This is a genomic window from Pseudomonas sp. RA_5y_Pfl1_P24 (assembly GCF_963970945.1).
GTDB classification, from domain to species: domain Bacteria; phylum Pseudomonadota; class Gammaproteobacteria; order Pseudomonadales; family Pseudomonadaceae; genus Aquipseudomonas; species Aquipseudomonas tritici.
This window is the reverse complement of the sequence record NZ_CAXAOJ010000015.1, coordinates 59,063-75,832: the sequence shown is the minus strand read 5'-3', so window position 1 is coordinate 75,832 and position 16,770 is coordinate 59,063. Positions and strand designations below refer to the sequence as shown.

At 59.6% G+C, this 16,770-nt stretch carries 15 protein-coding genes; 9 read left to right on the top strand and 6 right to left on the bottom strand.

The features are described from left to right. Positions 1 to 71 precede the first annotated feature (71 nt). From AACY30_RS22855 to AACY30_RS22845, 3 genes are all read right to left on the bottom strand, one after another. Entirely contained in the window at positions 72 to 683 is a 612-nt protein-coding gene (locus AACY30_RS22855) for a 3'-5' exonuclease (protein ID WP_065873654.1), read from the bottom strand. A gap of 42 nt (positions 684 to 725) precedes the next feature. Then, positions 726 to 1,202, bottom strand: a complete 477-nt coding sequence (locus tag AACY30_RS22850) for a LabA-like NYN domain-containing protein (protein WP_065873655.1) — start codon at positions 1,200 to 1,202, stop codon at positions 726 to 728. Positions 1,203 to 1,319: 117 nt separating this feature from the next. After that, positions 1,320 to 2,087 (bottom strand): DUF2076 domain-containing protein, encoded by a 768-nt coding sequence (locus tag AACY30_RS22845; protein ID WP_339416879.1) that lies wholly within the window; start codon positions 2,085 to 2,087, stop codon positions 1,320 to 1,322. A 176-nt stretch (positions 2,088 to 2,263) separates the two neighbouring features. Here AACY30_RS22845 and AACY30_RS22840 point away from each other — a divergent pair, with 176 nt between their 5' ends. Both AACY30_RS22840 and AACY30_RS22835 read left to right on the top strand, forming a co-directional pair. Further along, entirely contained in the window at positions 2,264 to 2,923 is a 660-nt protein-coding gene (locus AACY30_RS22840) for a YciC family protein (protein ID WP_339416881.1), read from the top strand. 40 nt (positions 2,924 to 2,963) lie between these two features. Then, positions 2,964 to 4,052: an endonuclease/exonuclease/phosphatase family protein gene (locus AACY30_RS22835; RefSeq protein ID WP_339416883.1), complete on the top strand. Its 1,089-nt coding sequence runs from the start codon at positions 2,964 to 2,966 to the stop codon at positions 4,050 to 4,052. A 3-nt stretch (positions 4,053 to 4,055) separates the two neighbouring features. On the opposite strand, the gene AACY30_RS22830 is transcribed toward AACY30_RS22835, so the two are convergent. Continuing rightward, entirely contained in the window at positions 4,056 to 4,823 is a 768-nt protein-coding gene (locus AACY30_RS22830; RefSeq protein ID WP_339416884.1) for a hydroxypyruvate isomerase family protein, read from the bottom strand. Between the two features lie 189 nt (positions 4,824 to 5,012). Between AACY30_RS22830 and AACY30_RS22825 the strand changes: the two genes are divergently transcribed. The 4 genes from AACY30_RS22825 (at position 5,013) to AACY30_RS22810 (ending at position 10,647) form a co-directional block, all read left to right on the top strand. Then, the gene (locus tag AACY30_RS22825; protein ID WP_005791674.1) at positions 5,013 to 5,915 is read left to right on the top strand and encodes a GntR family transcriptional regulator; all 903 of its coding nucleotides are present in this window, start codon (positions 5,013 to 5,015) and stop codon (positions 5,913 to 5,915) included. Between the two features lie 219 nt (positions 5,916 to 6,134). Then, complete coding sequence (locus AACY30_RS22820; RefSeq protein ID WP_339416886.1) at positions 6,135 to 8,591, top strand: membrane-bound PQQ-dependent dehydrogenase, glucose/quinate/shikimate family; 2,457 nt, start codon at positions 6,135 to 6,137, stop codon at positions 8,589 to 8,591. 330 nt (positions 8,592 to 8,921) lie between these two features. After that, on the top strand, positions 8,922 to 9,659 hold the full coding sequence (locus AACY30_RS22815) for a TSUP family transporter (protein ID WP_005791677.1): 738 nt from the start codon (positions 8,922 to 8,924) through the stop codon (positions 9,657 to 9,659). A 31-nt stretch (positions 9,660 to 9,690) separates the two neighbouring features. Then, the gene (locus AACY30_RS22810; protein WP_339471397.1) at positions 9,691 to 10,647 is read left to right on the top strand and encodes a TauD/TfdA family dioxygenase; all 957 of its coding nucleotides are present in this window, start codon (positions 9,691 to 9,693) and stop codon (positions 10,645 to 10,647) included. Positions 10,648 to 10,730: 83 nt separating this feature from the next. On the opposite strand, the gene hrpB is transcribed toward AACY30_RS22810, so the two are convergent. Next, positions 10,731 to 13,241: an ATP-dependent helicase HrpB gene (gene hrpB / locus AACY30_RS22805; RefSeq protein ID WP_339541152.1), complete on the bottom strand. Its 2,511-nt coding sequence runs from the start codon at positions 13,239 to 13,241 to the stop codon at positions 10,731 to 10,733. 192 nt (positions 13,242 to 13,433) lie between these two features. On the opposite strand from hrpB, the gene AACY30_RS22800 reads away from it, so the two are divergent. Next, complete coding sequence (locus AACY30_RS22800) at positions 13,434 to 13,853, top strand: polyribonucleotide nucleotidyltransferase (protein ID WP_090401953.1); 420 nt, start codon at positions 13,434 to 13,436, stop codon at positions 13,851 to 13,853. Positions 13,854 to 13,868: 15 nt separating this feature from the next. Then, positions 13,869 to 14,774, top strand: coding sequence for a cation diffusion facilitator family transporter (locus tag AACY30_RS22795; protein WP_339427980.1), 906 nt, complete (start codon positions 13,869 to 13,871; stop codon positions 14,772 to 14,774). A gap of 26 nt (positions 14,775 to 14,800) precedes the next feature. Here AACY30_RS22795 and AACY30_RS22790 read toward each other — a convergent pair whose 3' ends face one another. After that, positions 14,801 to 15,784 (bottom strand): DUF6515 family protein, encoded by a 984-nt coding sequence (locus tag AACY30_RS22790; RefSeq protein WP_339541151.1) that lies wholly within the window; start codon positions 15,782 to 15,784, stop codon positions 14,801 to 14,803. Between the two features lie 398 nt (positions 15,785 to 16,182). On the opposite strand from AACY30_RS22790, the gene AACY30_RS22785 reads away from it, so the two are divergent. After that, positions 16,183 to 16,662 (top strand): Lrp/AsnC family transcriptional regulator, encoded by a 480-nt coding sequence (locus AACY30_RS22785; RefSeq protein WP_017735654.1) that lies wholly within the window; start codon positions 16,183 to 16,185, stop codon positions 16,660 to 16,662. Positions 16,663 to 16,770 lie beyond the last annotated feature (108 nt).

Sequence of the window (16,770 nt, the reverse complement as noted above, 5' to 3'; positions counted from 1 at the left end):
TGTTACACCGCATTCGCGAGCCAGCCCGCTCCCACATTTTGATCTTCAGTGTTTTTGGGATTGTGGCTGGATCAGAACCCGCGATGTTTCTTCAGGTGCTCATTGATCTTCGCCGCCGGCACTTTCTGCAAGGTGCACAGCAGTTCGTGGGACAGTTCGCGCAGGCCGTGGGTACCGCGCAGTTGCTGGGCCAGGTGCGCGGTGAGGTTAGCGGCCATCTCGGCATCCGCCATCGCCCGGTGAGCCTTGCCGGTGTGGGGCAGTTGGGCAAAGGCGTTGAGCGTGCCAAGTTTGTGGTTGGGCGCGGTGGGCATCAAGCGGCGAGCCAGCAGCAGGGAGCAGGCAAATTTCTGCAGACGGGTGCGGCGGATCAGGCCCAGCTCGTAATCCCAGAATTTTTGGTCGAACGCGGCGTTGTGCGCCATCAACGGCGTGGTGCCGACGAATTCGTTGACCTCGTTCATCACACGCTCCGCCGGCGGTGCGCTGCGCAGCATGGCGTTGCTGATGCCGGTGAGTTGCTCGATGAAACCGGGGACGCGCACGCCTGCGTTCATCAGGCTCTGGTAGCGGTCCACGATCTGGCCGCGTTCGAGGATAACCACGGCGATTTCCGTAGCGCGGCAGTGGCTGCTCGGGGTGATGCCAGTGGTTTCAAAGTCGATGACCGCTATACGTTCCAAACCTGTTCCAACTCCGTCTAACAATTTATTAAGCCGCAGCGCTTATTTGAGCAACAACGCGCCTTCGATGGGTACGTAGCGACTGGCAGCGCGTATCAGTGAGTTGGCCGTCAGCCCCGGCACGCCGTAAGCCACGGCTTCAACGCCGTGCTTGTGGATGATGCGGTCGAGCAGCATGTCGAAATCACCGTCGCCGGAGGCCAGCACGATTTCGTCGACGTGGTCGGCGGCGTCCATGATGTCGAGGGTGATGCCCACGTCCCAGTCGCCTTTGGCCGAGCCATCACTGCGCTGGATGTACGGCTTGAGTTTTACCGTAAAGCCGAGGTTGCGCAGGATCTGCTGGAATTGCTGCTGCTTGCTGTCGCCGCGGTCGATGGCGTACGCATAGGCCTCGACAATCTGCCCCCGCGAGCTGATGTCAGCCCACAGGGCGGCATAGTTGAAGTGGCAACCATAGGCCTGGCGGACGGTGTAGTAGAGGTTTTGCACATCGGCGAACACTGCAATTTTCTTCACCGCACTTCCTCATGACAGCCAGGCGCCAGCGCCCGGAAAGGCTGCCAGTATGCCAGCCGCGAGAACGTTTCCGGGAAAAATCAGACCGGGGCGACGAAGCACCCCGATCACGGTGTGTCAGACGAAGGAATCGTCGTCGCCGAAGGAAGAGGAATCGTCGGCGTAATCGCTGTCGGCAAAGCTGTCCGAGGCGTTGTCGTTGCCCCAGCTGTCATTGCCGGCAAACTTCTGGTCATCGTTGCCCCAGTTGCCGTTGTCACTGGCAGGCGCGGGCTCTTCGCGGATGATTTCCTCGACGACTTGCGGCTGTTGTGAGTTGTGGTTGAACAGGCTGCTGATGCCCTCTGCCAACATCACACCACCGGCCACACCGGCAGCAGTTTTCAACGCACCACCGAGGAAACCACTGCCAATTGGAGCGGCTGGCGCTTGCTGAGGCTGTTGATAATTCGGCTGCGGGGCGCCATAGTTTTGCTGCGGCGCAGGCTGGCCAAAGGAAGGCCGCGCCGGTTCACGCCAACCGCCGCTGGAAGAGGCTGGCGCGCTCTGTGCCGGTTGCGAATCACGTGAACCGCCTCCGCCAAAGATGCTCGACAAGAAACCACCGCCACCCGAAGCGGCGGGTGGCGCGGATTTGGCCCGTTGCAGCTCATCCTGCAATTGCTGGATCTGCTGCGCCTGTTGTTTGTTCTGCGCGTCGAGAGTCTTGAGCGCGTGTTCCTGCACCAGGATCGACTGGGTCATGAAGTACCCGGCCGCCGGTTGGCGAGTCATGTGCTCCTTGATCCGCGCTTCGGCCTGGGCGTCGCGGGGGGCTGAGTCCGTTTCGGCTTGCTGCAACCGTGAAAACAGTCCATCGATCAGGGTTTGCTCTTCGCTGTTCATGGCGACCTCGTTAGATTGCCGGTAGAAATCGTGGTCTCGCCTTTAATCAGGCGCCGTCTTAGTTATGGGGGTGTTACGAGTTGTTTCAATGGTCTTTACTCAAGGTTTACGTTTGCGTACCGCCAGCCTTGATCGGTTAAAGTGTTGCCCTTGCCTTCAGGCCTGCGATGAACTTGATGAATCCGTTAGACGTATTGCGCGACTCCTTGCGTTTCACCCGACACAACCTGGGCGCCATCGTCCAGTTATGCTTGCCGCTGGTGATTCTCGAAGCCCTGCTGCAACAGGTGCTCAACCACATGGTCGGCCCGGACGCGTTCCCCGGTTACAGCGTGGTGGTGGGGTTGCTGGTGTACCCGCTGTACACCGGCGCGTTGATTCTGTTCCTGGATGCCCGCACCCGTGGCGAGTCGCCGCGCACCCAGGATGTATGGGCCATGGCCCTGACCCTGTGGCCGCGTTTCGCCCTGCTGACGGCCATGAGCACGCTGCTGATTCTGTTGGGGCTGTCGCTGTATTTCCTGCCGGGCCTGTGGCTGATGGTGGTGCTGGCGTTCGCCGAGTACTTGCTGGTGCTGCGCGGCATGCCGGCGCTGGAGGCCATGAAGGAAAGCTTCCGCCTGACCCGTGGGCATTTCTGGCGAATCCTGGTGTGCCTGCTGTGCGTGATGACACCGTTGTGGCTGCTCAAGGGCGCCAGCGTGGCAGCCTATCCAGAACCGGCGCCATTGCTGGGCCTATTGATAGACAGCGCCCACAGCTTCCTGCAACTGTTTACCAGCGTGGTGCTGTTCCGTTTATTCATGTTGATCGGTGGCGATGCCGACGCGCGGTGATATGCTCCTTGCCACTCCTGAAACGCTATAAGCCGAGCCGATGACCCGTTTATTGCGCATAACCTTGCTGGGCCTGTTGATCATCGCAGGCCTGCTCACCGCACTGATCTACAGCCTGACCTGGCGCCCCGAGGCCAAGGAAACCCTGCCGGTGAGCTGCGTCGCGCCGCGTGCACCAACGCTGCTGCCAGGGCAGGCGCTCAAGGTCATGACCTGGAACGTACAATACCTGGCCGGCAAGAATTACGTGTTCTGGTACGACACCGCCGATGGCAGCGGCCCCGATGATCGCCCCACGGTTGAAGACATGGCCGCCAGCCTCGACGAAGTGGCGCGGGTGATTCGCGACGAAAAACCCGACATCCTGCTGCTGCAGGAACTCGACGAAAACGCCAAGCCTTCCCACTACCAGGACCAGCTCGCCCTTTTGCAGGAACGCCTGGTCGACCTCTACCCTTGCAGTGCCCAGACGTTCGACTGGAAAGCCGACTTTGTGCCAAACCTGCATATCTTCGGCAGCGTCGGCCGCAAATTGGCGACCCTTAGCCGCTACCAGATCGAACACGCCGAACGCCTGCAATTGCCGGCGCCCGAGGCCAATATCCTCAGCCGTCAGTTCCGACCCAAACCGGCCTTGCTGCTGACCTACCTGCCGCTCAGCGACGGCGGCCAACTGGCAGTGATCAACACGCGCCTGGACGGCGCTGCCCCCGGACGCAGCGCGGTGCAGGAGCAAGTCAAAACCACGGTCAAACTGCTGGACAGACTCGAAGGCCGTGGCACGCCCTGGCTGATCGGCGGGGATTTCAACCTGCTGCCCCTGGGTCAATTCCTGCGTTTGGACGCCGGTAAGCGCGGGCAATATTCGCCGGACAGCGAGCTGCATATGCTGTGGGACAAATACCCGATGATCCCCAGCAACAGCCAATCCAGTGGCATCGACCGTGAGAAATGGCTGACGCACTTCCCCAACGACCCAAGCCTTGATGGCCCGGATCGCACCCTGGATTACCTGTTCTACAGCTCGCGGATCAAACGCGTGGAAGCGAAGGTGCGCCAAGACGATACTTTGCGTATTTCCAACCACCTGCCGGTGATCGCCCGCTTCCTGCTGCCTGCCGCGCAATAACCCCTAGGGTTTCAACACCTGGGCCCGCAGCGGCTTAAGCCACTCAAGGCTTTCAACCGTGGTGCCGGATGGGCGGTACTCACAGCCGATCCATCCTCGGTAGCCACGCTGCTCCAGCGCCGCGAACAAGGCGGCAAAGTCCATGGTCCCGGTGCCCGGCTCATGACGACCCGGGTTGTCGGCGATTTGTACATGGACGGTCCTGTCGTAAAACTGCGCCAGCACCCCGGCTGCGTCGCCGGTCAAAAGCTGGGCATGGTAAAGATCCAGAATCAGCCCGACACTCGTAAAGGTTTCCAGCACCTGTTGCGCCTTGCTGAAGTCAGACATGTAATAGCCGGGCATCGCCTGCGGGCAGATCACTTCAATAAGCGCGCGCAAACCCTGATCTTCGAGGTACTTGACCGCGTATTCCAGGTTACTGACGTAGGCAGGCGCGCTCTCATCCTGGGGCGTGGTCACGCCAGACATGATGTGCACATCCGAGCAGTTCAGCGCCTTCGCATAGCGGGCCGCCTCGCGCAGCCCATCGCGAAATTCCTGCTCCTTGCCCTGCAAGGCAGCGATGCCTTTGGTAACACCTGCCGGCGCTGCGAACTGAATCAACGGCAGGTTGTATTGAGCCAGGTGATCGGCGAGCAGGCTGGCGTCAAATTCATAGGGCGATGGGAACTCCACCGCCCTGAAACCGGCAGCGGCGGCGGCTTCGATGCGTTGCAGAAAAGGCAATTCGTTGAACTGGAAACCGAGGTGAGCATTGAATTTGAGCATGGGTAACTATCCATCCTGGGAATAAACAAATCATCAGCCTGGAGCCTCATTCGCGGCTCCAGCGCCACGCTATTGAAAGTGGTCAGTGCAAATACTCATGCTCTTCGTATGGTATTTTCCCACTCCAGTGCGGTGGGGGCATCTGCCCCGACGGGAACGGACTGAAGCTAACCATTCGGAATAAAACCTGTGATCAAGAAAGACCTCGCCCTGCAGTTGGCCCCACGCGTCATCGACATGGTTCGCGCCCGTTCGATGAAAGCCGGTGAGCCCTTGCGCGAGCAGACATTTGCGCAAGCGCTCGGGGTGTCGCGCTCGCCGATCCGGCGGGTTTTTGCCTTGCTCGCCGAGTGGGACCTTGCCATTCAAGAGCCCAATCGTGGCTATTTCCTCAAACAAGGTGCCGGGCAGATTCAGGAAGCCGCAGTCCCTTGCGCCAGCGATCCGTTCGAGGACTTTTACCTTCGCGTGGTCGACGACATTCTGAGCGGAGAAATACCTGCGCACTTTTTCGAAGCGCAGTTGTTGCGACGCTATGAGGTGCCCCGGGGGCAGTTGCTCAAGGTGCTGAACCGGTTGGCCGGCGAAGCCATGGTGGAGCGTAAGCCAGGCCAAGGGTGGGGCCTCAAGGACTTCGTGCATAACACGCAGGCGCATATTCATAGCTACCGTTTCCGGATGGCCATCGAACCGGCGGCGCTCCTTGAGCCCGGTTATCAGGTCAATCACGCCGCGTTTGCCCAGGCCAGGCAACAGCAACAGGCCTTGATCGACGGCGAGATCCAGACCTTGTCCCGCGCGCAACTGTTCCAGCTGGGGGCCCAGTTTCACGAAATGATCGTGCAGTGCTCCGGCAATGTTTTTTTCATCGACGCCATACGCCACCAGAATCAGCTCAGGCGCTTTATGGGCTACAAGGCCAACATTGATCGCACGCGTCTTAAGGCGCAATGCCAGGAACACATCCATTTGCTCGACCTCATCGAGTCTGATCGGCGTGAAGAAGCCGCACAGTTTCTCTGGCGCCACCTGGATCAAGTCGGCCGACTCAAGACTGATCAACGCGCAGTGCCAGAAGAAAGCCAAATCTAGAACGCGTCACTGGCTCCCCGTCAGTGCCGGAGCTTCGCCATCACCGCGCCCAATAACGGGCCAAGCAGCCTAGCACAATTGTTTCTGATCAAAACAGAATACAAAAAAATCACCAAACAGTTAATTTTTTCACTACATATTGTATTTCGTTACAACAATAGGCAATCATGCGCGCCGCTCGGACTCGGATCCGTATCGAATCGCACAGGGATGGTGGCCATGAACGAAAGGACGTTGGGTAGTGCAGCGGGAGTCTCAAACCTCCTGTTCGGGGTGTACAACACAGTGGTTGCCCTGCTTGGCGTGATGCTGGCCTATAAAGGCGGCGTGCTGATGGCCGCGGGCGGGTCACCCTATTACGCGATGATGGGCACCGCGCTGTTGTTATCGGCCATCCTCTTGGGCCTGAAAAAGTCCTTGGGCCTCTACCTTTATGGCGCAGCCTCTGTGGCCACCTATGCCTGGGCGGTGTGGGAGTCTGGTTACGATGGCTGGGCCTATATTCCACGCCTGGCCTGGCTGGCGGTTCTCAGCGTGCCGTTCCTGGCGTTCTGGCCCGTAGTACGGCGTGATTTTGCCAACGTCAGAAAAAGTCATTACTTCACCATTATGGGTGTGCTGCCGCTGGTGATGGGGGCTACCATCCTGGTGCCGCTGTTCTACCCGAAAAGCGTTCACCTTGCCGACTCGGCGCACGCCACCACACGCCCCGCCGCCGCCTTCAGCCGCAGTACCGTCGCCTCTCCAGACGGCAATATTGCCGCGTCACACACCGAGACCAACTGGACCGCCTATGCAGGCTCCAACCTGGGCAACCACTATTCAGCCGCGTCGCAGATCACGCCTTCAAATGTGTCGGGCCTGGTCAAAGCCTGGGAATACCACCACGGCGACGTGAAGCAACCCGGTGAGAAAACCAAGTACTTGAACGAAGCCACGCCGATCAAGGTGGGTAACTCGCTCTACACCTGCACCCCCAAGCAAATCATCATTTCCCTGGATGCCACCACTGGAAAGGAGAACTGGCGATTCGACTCCAAAGTCGACCCGGACTACTTCGCCAATGGCGGCGCCTATTGCCGTGGTGTCTCTTATTTCGAAGTCCCCAATGCCAGTGGCTTGTGCGCCTCGCGCATCATTTGGGGCACCAATGATATTCGCCTCGGCGCGGTAGACGCCCTGACCGGCCAGGCGTGTCCCGACTTCGGCAACGCAGGCTTTGCGGATTTGAAAGACGGGCTGGGCACTTTCAGAAAAGGTTCGACGGGTATCACGTCTGCTCCTCTGGTCATTCGCGGGGTGGTGATCACCGGTGGCCGAGTACTCGACTCGGATGTGCGCCCTGCCCCCTCGGGCGTGGTGCGCGCCTACGATGCAGTGACCGGCAAACAGAAGTGGGCCTGGGATTTGGGCCGGCCAGACACCAACGCCCCCGCGGGTAACAACGAGACCTACACCCTCAGCACCCCCAACTCGTGGGCACCGCTGTCGGCCGACGATGAACTGGGCCTGGTGTATGTCACCACCGGCAACGCAGCGGGCGACTTCTATGGCGGCACCCGCACAGCACAAGAAGACAAGTTCAGTTCGTCACTGGTCGCACTGGACGCCACCACCGGTAAGGTCCGCTGGCACTTCCAGACAGTCCACCATGATCTATGGGACTACGACCTGAGCCCGCAACCCAGCCTGATTGATTTTCCGACGGCTGCCGGGCCACGCCCGGCCGTGATCCAGGCGACCAAATCCGGCCAGTTGTTCGTGCTTGACCGCGCCACCGGCGAACCACTGGTGGATGTCGTGCAAGCTCCTGTCCCACAGGGCACCGCCCCGGGAGACTACACCGCAGCCACCCAGCCACTGTCCCCTGGTATGCCGAGCACCATGGGGCGCCCATCGAAAACACCGGAAGTACTGACCGAAGCCAATGCCTGGGGCCTGACGCCTTTCGATCAGATGCAATGTCGCCTCGAATTTCGCCAGGCACGCTACGAAGGGATCTTCACCCCGCCGGTCGTGGGCCAGCAAAGCCTGATCTTCCCCGGCCATCATGGCGGCTTGAACTGGGGCGGTGTGATGGTCGACCTTAAGCGAGGGCTGCTGATCATCAATAACCAGCGCCTTCCTTATATGCAGGGGCTGGTGCCGCGCGAACAACTCGACGCCATCAATGCCAAGTCGTTCCAGGAGTCGCCGGGCAACGCCCAGGGCTTCCGCGTCCAGGCCGGGCTACCTTACGGCGCGATTAAAGACCCGTGGATGTCATCCCTTGACCAGCCATGCATTGCGCCACCCTGGGGCTTTATCTCCGGTATCGACCTGCGCACTCGCGATGTCGTGTGGAGCCGCCCGTTCGGCACAGGCTATGACAGTGGACCTTGGGGGATCGCCTCCAAGATGCGCTTCGAAATCGGTACGCCAAGTGATGCAACGGGCGTGACAACCGCTGGCGGTGTGACGTTCATCGGCGCCGCTATTGACCGGTTCATGCGGGCTTACAACAGCGAAAGCGGTGAGCTGCTCTGGGAAGAACGCCTCCCGGCAGGCAATCAGGCTTCGCCCTTGACCTACATGAGCCAGGGTCGACAGTACGTGGTGGCGGTGGTTGGCGGTCATGACCGAATCCCAACCAAGTTAGGTGACAGCATCATCGCCTGGGCCCTGCCTGAGCAGTAAATCGAGTGCTGTAAGAGAGGCTCGCCATGAGCGTATCGGTGGGTAAAACATATACATGTTCTACCTCCCTCAGTCATGGCGTAGTTTCTGGCACGTATCGCATCACTTCAGAGTGATGACAGGCTAATGACTTATCGCAGGAAGTTTATAAGTAGCGGCCATCATTGCTGCCCTTTATTCACGTAGCAATACCCACTTCTACGCCAGATTCAAAGCGCCTGACTCTCTCAGCGCGCTCGCAGGCGATTGCGCCCGGTTTACTCACCCGGTGAGAAGCCTGCGCATCGATATATATGCTTTACGTTTTATAAAATTGGATAGGAATTAACAATGCTCGAACTTTCTGATGGTTTGTATCTATTGGTGGGCGTCAGTTTTATTACGTCATTCATGACGGCTGCCATTGGCGTGGGCGGCGGGATTGGACTGCTTGCGGTTATGCCTCAATTTATCCCCATCTCTGCGGTTGTACCGGTTCACGGCTTGATTCAAATGGTCAGCAACGCCAGTCGATTCGCGTTTGACTTTAAAAGTGCGAAAGTGGAAATCCTGCCTAAATACGTTATCGGCTGCCTGGTCGGCGCGTTCATCGGTTACTTCTTCATCGGCAAATTTCCCGAGCAATATTTATCACTGATTCTCGGCTTCTTCATCCTGGCCATCACCTGGACCAAGATCGTCGCACGCCTGGGTTTTATATTTAAAAACTTTGCCCTGGTGGGCTTTTTTCAAACCTTCCTTTCACTGTTCGTGGCCGTAACCGGTTTGATATCGCAGCCCATCCTGATGAAGATGAATATTAATAAAAACGAAGTAATTGTCACCCACGCCATGCAAATGAGCGTACTGCACGGGCTCAAGGTCGCCGCCTTTGTTATTGCAGGTTTTGCGTTCATGGATTACGCCAACCTGATCATCATCATGATTACCGCCTCTACATTGGGTTCGTACTTGGGCGGCTTTCTCAGAGACCGTATATCGCAGCGTGTCGGCGCAATGCTGTTAAAGGCAGGGGTGACGTTTTTTGGTTTGAAGATGATCTTCGATCATTTTTTCAACGGCCTGTAAAAAGTTCTTCCAATAAAACAAGGAGCGTGAAATGAGCACACGTAAGTTTGATTTTTTTGAAACCAAAGAAATCTCGACGTTTCTGAAAGAGCATGGATATTGCGTTATCAAGCCTCAAGACCACTCTCTGGAAGCCTTTAGAGAGACCGCCGGCAAGTTCGGGCTGATTCAGTTTCATACCAAGTCCGATGAACACGGTGTGGTGGGCGGTGGCGAGCCGATCAACAAGGACTGGCAACGCTTCAAGGATGATTATCATGGCGAACTGTCGAGCGATTTTTTCCCGCATACCGATGGGTCATTCTTGAATGGCATCGCCTACGTAGAGGGCACTGCGAAAAAAATCACGCCACGCAAATTCGTCATTCTCCAGTGCGTTTCAAAGCCTGAATTTGGCGGCGACAACTTCCTGGTGGATGGGCAGAAAATCTACAATGACCTGCTTGCCCATCACGCTGACACATTAAAAATATTGATGACCAGCGGCAGTGTCACTTACTGCCGCGACGATTTGCTGTCCATCGATTGCGCAGTCTTTGAAAAAATCGATGACGAAACGTTAAGAATTCGCTACCGGTATGACAGCACTGCGTTTATTCCCGAATGGGCCAGCGCGGCGTTTAAATACATCCAGACCCACTACTCCACCAACGAGCGTTACATTACCCCCATCAGCCTTGAGCCAGGGGACATTCTGGTGATGGATAACCTGCGTGTCCTGCATGCCCGGCATAAATTCATCGATGGCAACCAGCAGAGAAAAGTAAGAAGGCTGTGGATCGCTGATGACGCGAGCACCACATTCAAGAACATCCTGGATCAATCCCCGGTACGCAGGGCCATGCTGCCCTTTCAGAACTACAATGTTGCCCAGTCTGAAACCGCCGGGCATTCGTTCATCGAGTACACCTGTGGCATCCACACCCAAACGAGCAAATCGTTGCCAAACGCGCATAAGCAATTTGACAGTGCGCTTGAAGTGCTTTAAGCCCTTCAAGACAACCACCTTGCTCTGATTCAACGCTTTCAGGTAACCCCCAGTCATCAAAACGACTGGGGAGTTACTTACATTCAAGGCTTTCTGGGTTTGATCCGGGCCGTAGCTTCGGCCACCAACGGATCATCCGGCCAGTAATGTTTCGGATACCGCCCCTTCAAATCCTTCTTCACTTCGGCGTAGGTACTGCGCCAGAAGTTCGCCAGGTCTTGCGTCACCTGCACCGGCCGCCGCGCCGGGGACAGCAGGTGCAACTTCACGGCCAGGCGCCCGCCAGCGATACGCGGGGTGTCTGCCAGCCCGAACAATTCCTGCAAGCGCACTGCCAGAATCGGCGGCTGTTCGCTGTAGTCCAGGCGTACCGATGACCCCGACGGCACTTTCACATGCTGCGGCGCCAGCTCTTCCAGGCGTTGGGGCAATGGCCAGGGCAACAGGTTGTGCAGGTAGCTGGAAATATCCAGGTTGGCGAAGTGGCTGAGGCGCGAGACCTTGCCCAGGTAAGGCATCAACCAGTGTTCGAGGCTGGCGAGCAGGGCCTTGTCGCTGATGTCGGGCCACTCGCTGGTGTTGCCGGCGTCGAGTTGGCGCAACAGCATCACACGGGCTTGCCACTGACGCAGTTCCGGAGTCCAGGGCAGCAGTTCCAGGCCTTTGCGGCGCACCAGGTTGACCAGCGCCTGGCTGCGGGCAGATTCGTCGAGGCCGGTCAGGGGTTCGCGGCTGAGCACCAGTTCGCCGACTTTGCGCTGGCGTTCGGCGCGCAGGACGCCTTCGCGTTCGTCCCAGTCCAGTTGGTCGACATTGCGCACTTGCTCGGACAACACCGTGTCGAACAACGCCGGATCAAAATCCGCTGCCAGGTAGATGCGTTCTTCACGCTGGCCCTGGCGGCTGCCCAGGTCGGCGATCACCAGCCAGGGCTGTTTCATCAGGCTGTCGGCCTCGGCGAACAACGCGGCACGGCCATTGGCCAGACGGTATTCGGCGCCACCGGGACGGCGTTGCTGGGCGACGCGGTCCGGGTAGGCCAGGGCGAGCAAGGCGCCGAGCCAGCGTGGGTGATCGGGGTCAGCCACCGGTTGCGTGGCCTTGCCTCTCAGGTAGCCGCGATATTGACGGGCCAGTTGCTTGGCGCGCTGCACGCCGCCTTGCGTGCCACGCGCACGTTCTTCGCCGGACAACAGCGCCAGGCGGCTGTGCAAATCCGCGCCGCCACCGCGCAAGATGTCGCGCTCACCCAGCAAGGCGGCGACATCACACGCCGTCGCCGCAAGCCCCAAGTCCTGCCCGCGCAAGAGTAAATGGGCGATACGCGGATGAGCAGGTAACTCGGCCATCTTCTGGCCGTGCGCGGTGAGTGTGTCTTCATTCATGGCGCCCAGGCGCATCAGCAAGTCCTGCGCCTGGGCATACGCAGCGGTCGGCGGTACATCCAGCCACACCAGCTGTGTAGGCGTGACTCCCCAGCGTGCCAACTGCAAGGCCAAACCCGCCAGGTCGGCGGCGAGGATTTCCGCGCTGGCGTAAGCAGCCAGGCCTTCATGCTGGTCCTCGGACCACAAGCGATAACACACGCCCGGCTCCAACCGCCCTGCCCGGCCAGCCCGTTGCGTGGCGCTGGCGCGGGAGATGCGCTGGGTGTCGAGGCGGGTCATGCCGCTGCCCGGGTCGAAGCGCGGCACGCGGGCCAAGCCGGCGTCGATCACCACGCGCACGCCATTGATGGTCAGGCTGGTCTCGGCGATGTTGGTGGCCAGCACGACTTTGCGTTTGCCGGCGGGCGCGGGATCGATAGCAGCGCGCTGAGCGTTCAAATCGAGTTCGCCATGCAGTGGGCACAGCAGCACATCGGTACGATCACCCAGGGCGTCGGCCAGTTGTTGATTGACCCGCCGAATCTCCGCCTGCCCCGGCAAGAACACCAGCACGCTGCCGGTTTCGTCATGCAGGGCATCAAGGATGGTCTGCACCAGGCGCGGCTCGATAAATTCACCCGTCTGATACGGCCGCCCCCAACGCATCTGCACCGGGAACATGCGCCCTTCACTGCGCAGGATCGGCGCGTTCTCCAGCAGGCTGGCGAGGCGCTCGCCTTCGAGGGTGGCGGACATCAGCAGGATTTTCAGCGGTTGCTCATCACGAAACAGGTCGCGGCCGTTCAGGCTCAGGGCCAGCGCGAGGTCGGCGTCGAGGCTGCGTTCGTGGAATTCGTCGAAAATCAGCAGGCCCACGCCGTCCAGCGCCGGGTCGTCCTGCAGGCGGCGGGTGAGGATGCCTTCGGTGACCACTTCGATGCGCGTGTTGGGGCCGACTTTGCTGTCCAGCCGAATGCGATAACCGACGGTTTCACCGACTTTTTCACCCAGCTCGCTGGCCAAGCGCTCGGCAGCGGCGCGGGCGGCAAGGCGGCGCGGTTCGAGCATTAGGATGGTTTGCCCGGCTAGCCATGGCTCATTCAACAGGGCCAAGGGCACGCGGGTGGTTTTACCGGCGCCGGGCGGCGCTTCCAGCACGGCTTCATGGCGATTCGCCAAGGCGTCACGCAGGGCGGGTAAAACATCATCAATCGGCAACGAATTCATACTGGCTCCAAAGCAGAGCGGCGAGTATAACGGCGAACTGCCGGTTGCCGACGCTGGTCTGAAAAACACCACCGGCTGCGCCTGGCAACGCGCTCAACGGCGGGAGCTGGCTTGCCTGCTCGCACATTAGAGCGCTGTTGTTCAGCAGTATTGTCATATAGTCCCGTATCAATCGTGTTCAGGAGAATTTTTATGCGTATCGCTTCCCGTGTCATTGGTGGTGTCCTCGCCGTCACCCTGCTGAGCCAACTGACGGCCTGCGGATCGATCTTCTACCCGGACCGCCGCGGCCAGATCGACGGCAAGATCGACCCGACGATTGCCGTGCTCGATGCCGTGGGCCTGCTGTTCTACGTAATCCCAGGCCTGATCGCTTTTGGTGTGGACTTCGCCACCGGCGCCATCTACTTCGAACCGGGCAAGACCGCCCAGGTCGACCCGGAAAAACTCCACGAAGCCATCGGCGCCGACGGCAAGGTCGACAATGCCAAGCTGCAAAGCATCATTCAGAAAGAAACCGGCCGCACCCTGCCGCTGGACGACCCGCGCATGATCCAGTTCAAAGGCAGCGTGCAACAGCTCGCCAGCCTGGGCCTGCAACCTGCCGCTTAAGGAGTCGAGCCGCCTATGACCAGCAGTCCCGAACACGCCCGGCTCTTGCGCCTGGCCACTCGCGCTTCGGTGGGCGTGGCCTGTGCGTTGATTATCACCAAGGCCATCGCTTGGTGGTTCAGCGGCTCGGTGAGCATGCTCGCCGGGTTGACCGACTCGCTGCTGGACGGCGTGACCTCGCTGTTGAATTTGCTCGCGGTGCATTACGCCCTGCGCCCGGCCGATGACGATCACCGTTATGGGCATGGCAAGGCAGAATCGCTGGCGGGCATGGCGCAGGCGCTGTTTATCGGTGGCAGTGCGGTGCTGATCGCGTTCCAGGCCTACGAGCGGCTGCAGCACCCGGAACCGGTGGGCGCGCCGTGGTTGAGCATTGGCGTGATCGTGTTTTCCCTGGCGTTGACCGTCGCCTTATTAATGCTGCAACACCGGGTGATCCGCGAAACCGGCTCCAACGCCGTGCGCGCGGATTCACTGCACTACCGCTCGGACCTGATGCTCAATGGGAGCATCCTGGTGGCGCTGGTGCTGGCGGGTGTTGGCTACCATCAAGTGGACGCCTGGTTCGGCCTGGGCATCGCTGCCTACATCTTGTGGAGCGCGGTCCAGATCGCTCGGGAGAGTTTTGCGGTGTTGATGGATGAAGAGCTGCCGACGGACGTCAGCCAGCACATGTTGGAACTGGCCCGTGGCGTACCGGGGGTGTTGGGCGCACATGATCTGCGCACGCGGATTTCCGGCAGCCACTGGTTTGTGCAATTGCACCTGGAGTTGCCGGGGGAGTTGACGCTGTCAGTCGCCCACGGGATCAGCGACCAGGCCGCCGATGCCATTCACAAGGCTTACCCGCGCGCCGAAGTGCTGGTGCATGCGGATCCTGCGGATCAGCTTCAAGCTGCAAGTCACAAGCCTCAAGCTTGACACCAAAAGCTTGAGGCTTGTCGCTGCTACTGTTGCACCTGATAGCCGCGACTGCTCAGGCAGTTGCCCTGGGCCTGGCGGTAGGTTTGCACCACCGCAGGGTCTGGGGCGTACGTCACCGCCTGCGGATCGAAGCCGCTTTGCTGCACCGCCCAGCGATAACAGTCGTAACCGTCCTGCTGCACCTGGGCCGGTGACTGGCCGTTGGCGGGGTACGCCACCACGTCATAGCCATTGCCTTGCGGCGTGGGCTGCGGCGCCGGCACAGCGGTCGGTGGTTGCACCACCACATACTGCTGGGAACTGCTTTCGTAGGTGTAATAAGAGCCCGCCGCAAGAAAGAACAGTGCACTGCCTATCCACACTTCACGTGCATAGTCGGGCAGGTATTGCACGCGGATTCCGTAGGGCGGCGTCACCACTACATAGCGCGGCCCTTGCGGGCGGTACCAGTAGCCAACGGAATAGAAATAATCCCGGCCGCGGTAAGGCACGCGGTAGTTGCGGTCGGGGAAGCGGTCGATCACGTAGCCAGGACGATGTTGCGGGCCTGGGCCCCAACCATTGCCGTGCCCGTCGGGGCGGCCTGGCCAGCGGTTGTCGCCGGGCCGTGAGCCTGGGCCGCCGGCTTCCCAATGTGGGTTACCATCATTGCGTCGCGGGATGTCGCGGTAATAGCCCTGGCGGGGTTCCTGGGTCTGGCGCACGGTGTCGGGGCGACTCTGGATCGGCAGGTTATTCGACGGTTGCGGTTGCTGCACCGGCCGCCCCTGCTCATTGCCCTGGGGACGCCCCTGCCATTGGCCACCACCGTTCTGGGCACCACGATCGAAATGCTGATTCTGTGGGCGCGGCTGTTCATTATTCCCAGGCCGTCCGCCCTCCGGCCCTCTTTCATGCTGACCACCGCCTTCACCGCGCGGCGCGTTATCACGCTCGTCGGCCACTGCCTGAGCACCAACGGTGACCATCAGCAAACCAACACCTGCCCAACGCCAGATGCGCTTCATGCTATTCCTCATTGCGGATTAGGGCCTGTCCATGAGACTGGAAAAGCGAGGCCCGGTTCTTGGACAGGTTATCAGCAGGCAAAAGAAAAGGGGTGACCCGTCGGCCACCCCTTGAGAACTTCGTCCTGGCTCAACGCTTTTGGCGTTGGCTCACCTCACGCCGTCTTGTGGACAGTGTGCAGCCTGGAGGCCGGCTCAACCCTGCTGGGGTGGCGGCCGCAGCGGGCCTGATTGGGCGCGCTGTAAGTGGACTGTTGTCCAGGCGGTGATTCTGTTGATAAAGATACAGGCGAGCGCCCGACAGATGATTGCGAAGATTGCGTCAATAAACAGTGCTTGCGCAATTTTTAACCCTTCATAGATAATTAACCGCAATAGTTACGACAAAGGCCAACCCAATGAGCAAGCTTGACCGATACGACCTGAGTATTTTGGCGGAATTGCAGCGTGATGCGAGGATCTCCAACCAGGAGTTGGCCGAACGTATCGGCTTGTCGCCTTCGCCGTGCTCGCGCCGGGTCAAGCAACTGGAGGATGACGGCTACATCGCACGCCAGGTCGCCCTGCTCGACCGCAAGATGCTCGGCCTGAGCCTCACTGCCTATGTGCTGATCGGCATGGACCGTCACACCCCCGAGCGTTTCGAGAATTTCGAAGCGGCCATCCGCACCTTGCCCCAGGTATTGGAATGCAGTTTGGTGACGGGAATGGATGCTGACTACCAATTGAAAGTGGTGGTGCCGGATATGGATCACTACCAGAAGTTGCTGCTGGGGCATCTAACGCGCATTGATGGCGTGACCAGCGTGCGGTCGAGCTTTGTGCTGAACCAGGTGCTCAACAGCACTGAGTTACCACTGACCCATCTGCGTACCTGAGCCCCATGAAGATCAAATGTGGGAGCTGGCTTGCCTGCGATGCAGACACCTCGGTATGTCAGCCAGACCCAGGTGATGCTATCGCAGGCAAGCCAGCTCCCACATTGA

Coding starts and splice junctions, on each gene's coding strand:
- AACY30_RS22815 (WP_005791677.1), top strand. CDS start 8,922: ATGCTCGAACTTTCTGATGGTTTGTATCTATTGGTGGGCGTCAGTTTT.
- AACY30_RS22800 (WP_090401953.1), top strand. CDS start 13,434: ATGCGTATCGCTTCCCGTGTCATTGGTGGTGTCCTCGCCGTCACCCTG.
- AACY30_RS22820 (WP_339416886.1), top strand. CDS start 6,135: ATGAACGAAAGGACGTTGGGTAGTGCAGCGGGAGTCTCAAACCTCCTG.
- AACY30_RS22810 (WP_339471397.1), top strand. CDS start 9,691: ATGAGCACACGTAAGTTTGATTTTTTTGAAACCAAAGAAATCTCGACG.
- AACY30_RS22845 (WP_339416879.1), bottom strand. CDS start 2,087: ATGAACAGCGAAGAGCAAACCCTGATCGATGGACTGTTTTCACGGTTG.
- AACY30_RS22835 (WP_339416883.1), top strand. CDS start 2,964: ATGACCCGTTTATTGCGCATAACCTTGCTGGGCCTGTTGATCATCGCA.
- AACY30_RS22795 (WP_339427980.1), top strand. CDS start 13,869: ATGACCAGCAGTCCCGAACACGCCCGGCTCTTGCGCCTGGCCACTCGC.
- AACY30_RS22785 (WP_017735654.1), top strand. CDS start 16,183: ATGAGCAAGCTTGACCGATACGACCTGAGTATTTTGGCGGAATTGCAG.
- AACY30_RS22830 (WP_339416884.1), bottom strand. CDS start 4,823: ATGCTCAAATTCAATGCTCACCTCGGTTTCCAGTTCAACGAATTGCCT.
- AACY30_RS22840 (WP_339416881.1), top strand. CDS start 2,264: ATGAATCCGTTAGACGTATTGCGCGACTCCTTGCGTTTCACCCGACAC.
- AACY30_RS22790 (WP_339541151.1), bottom strand. CDS start 15,784: ATGAAGCGCATCTGGCGTTGGGCAGGTGTTGGTTTGCTGATGGTCACC.
- hrpB (WP_339541152.1), bottom strand. CDS start 13,241: ATGAATTCGTTGCCGATTGATGATGTTTTACCCGCCCTGCGTGACGCC.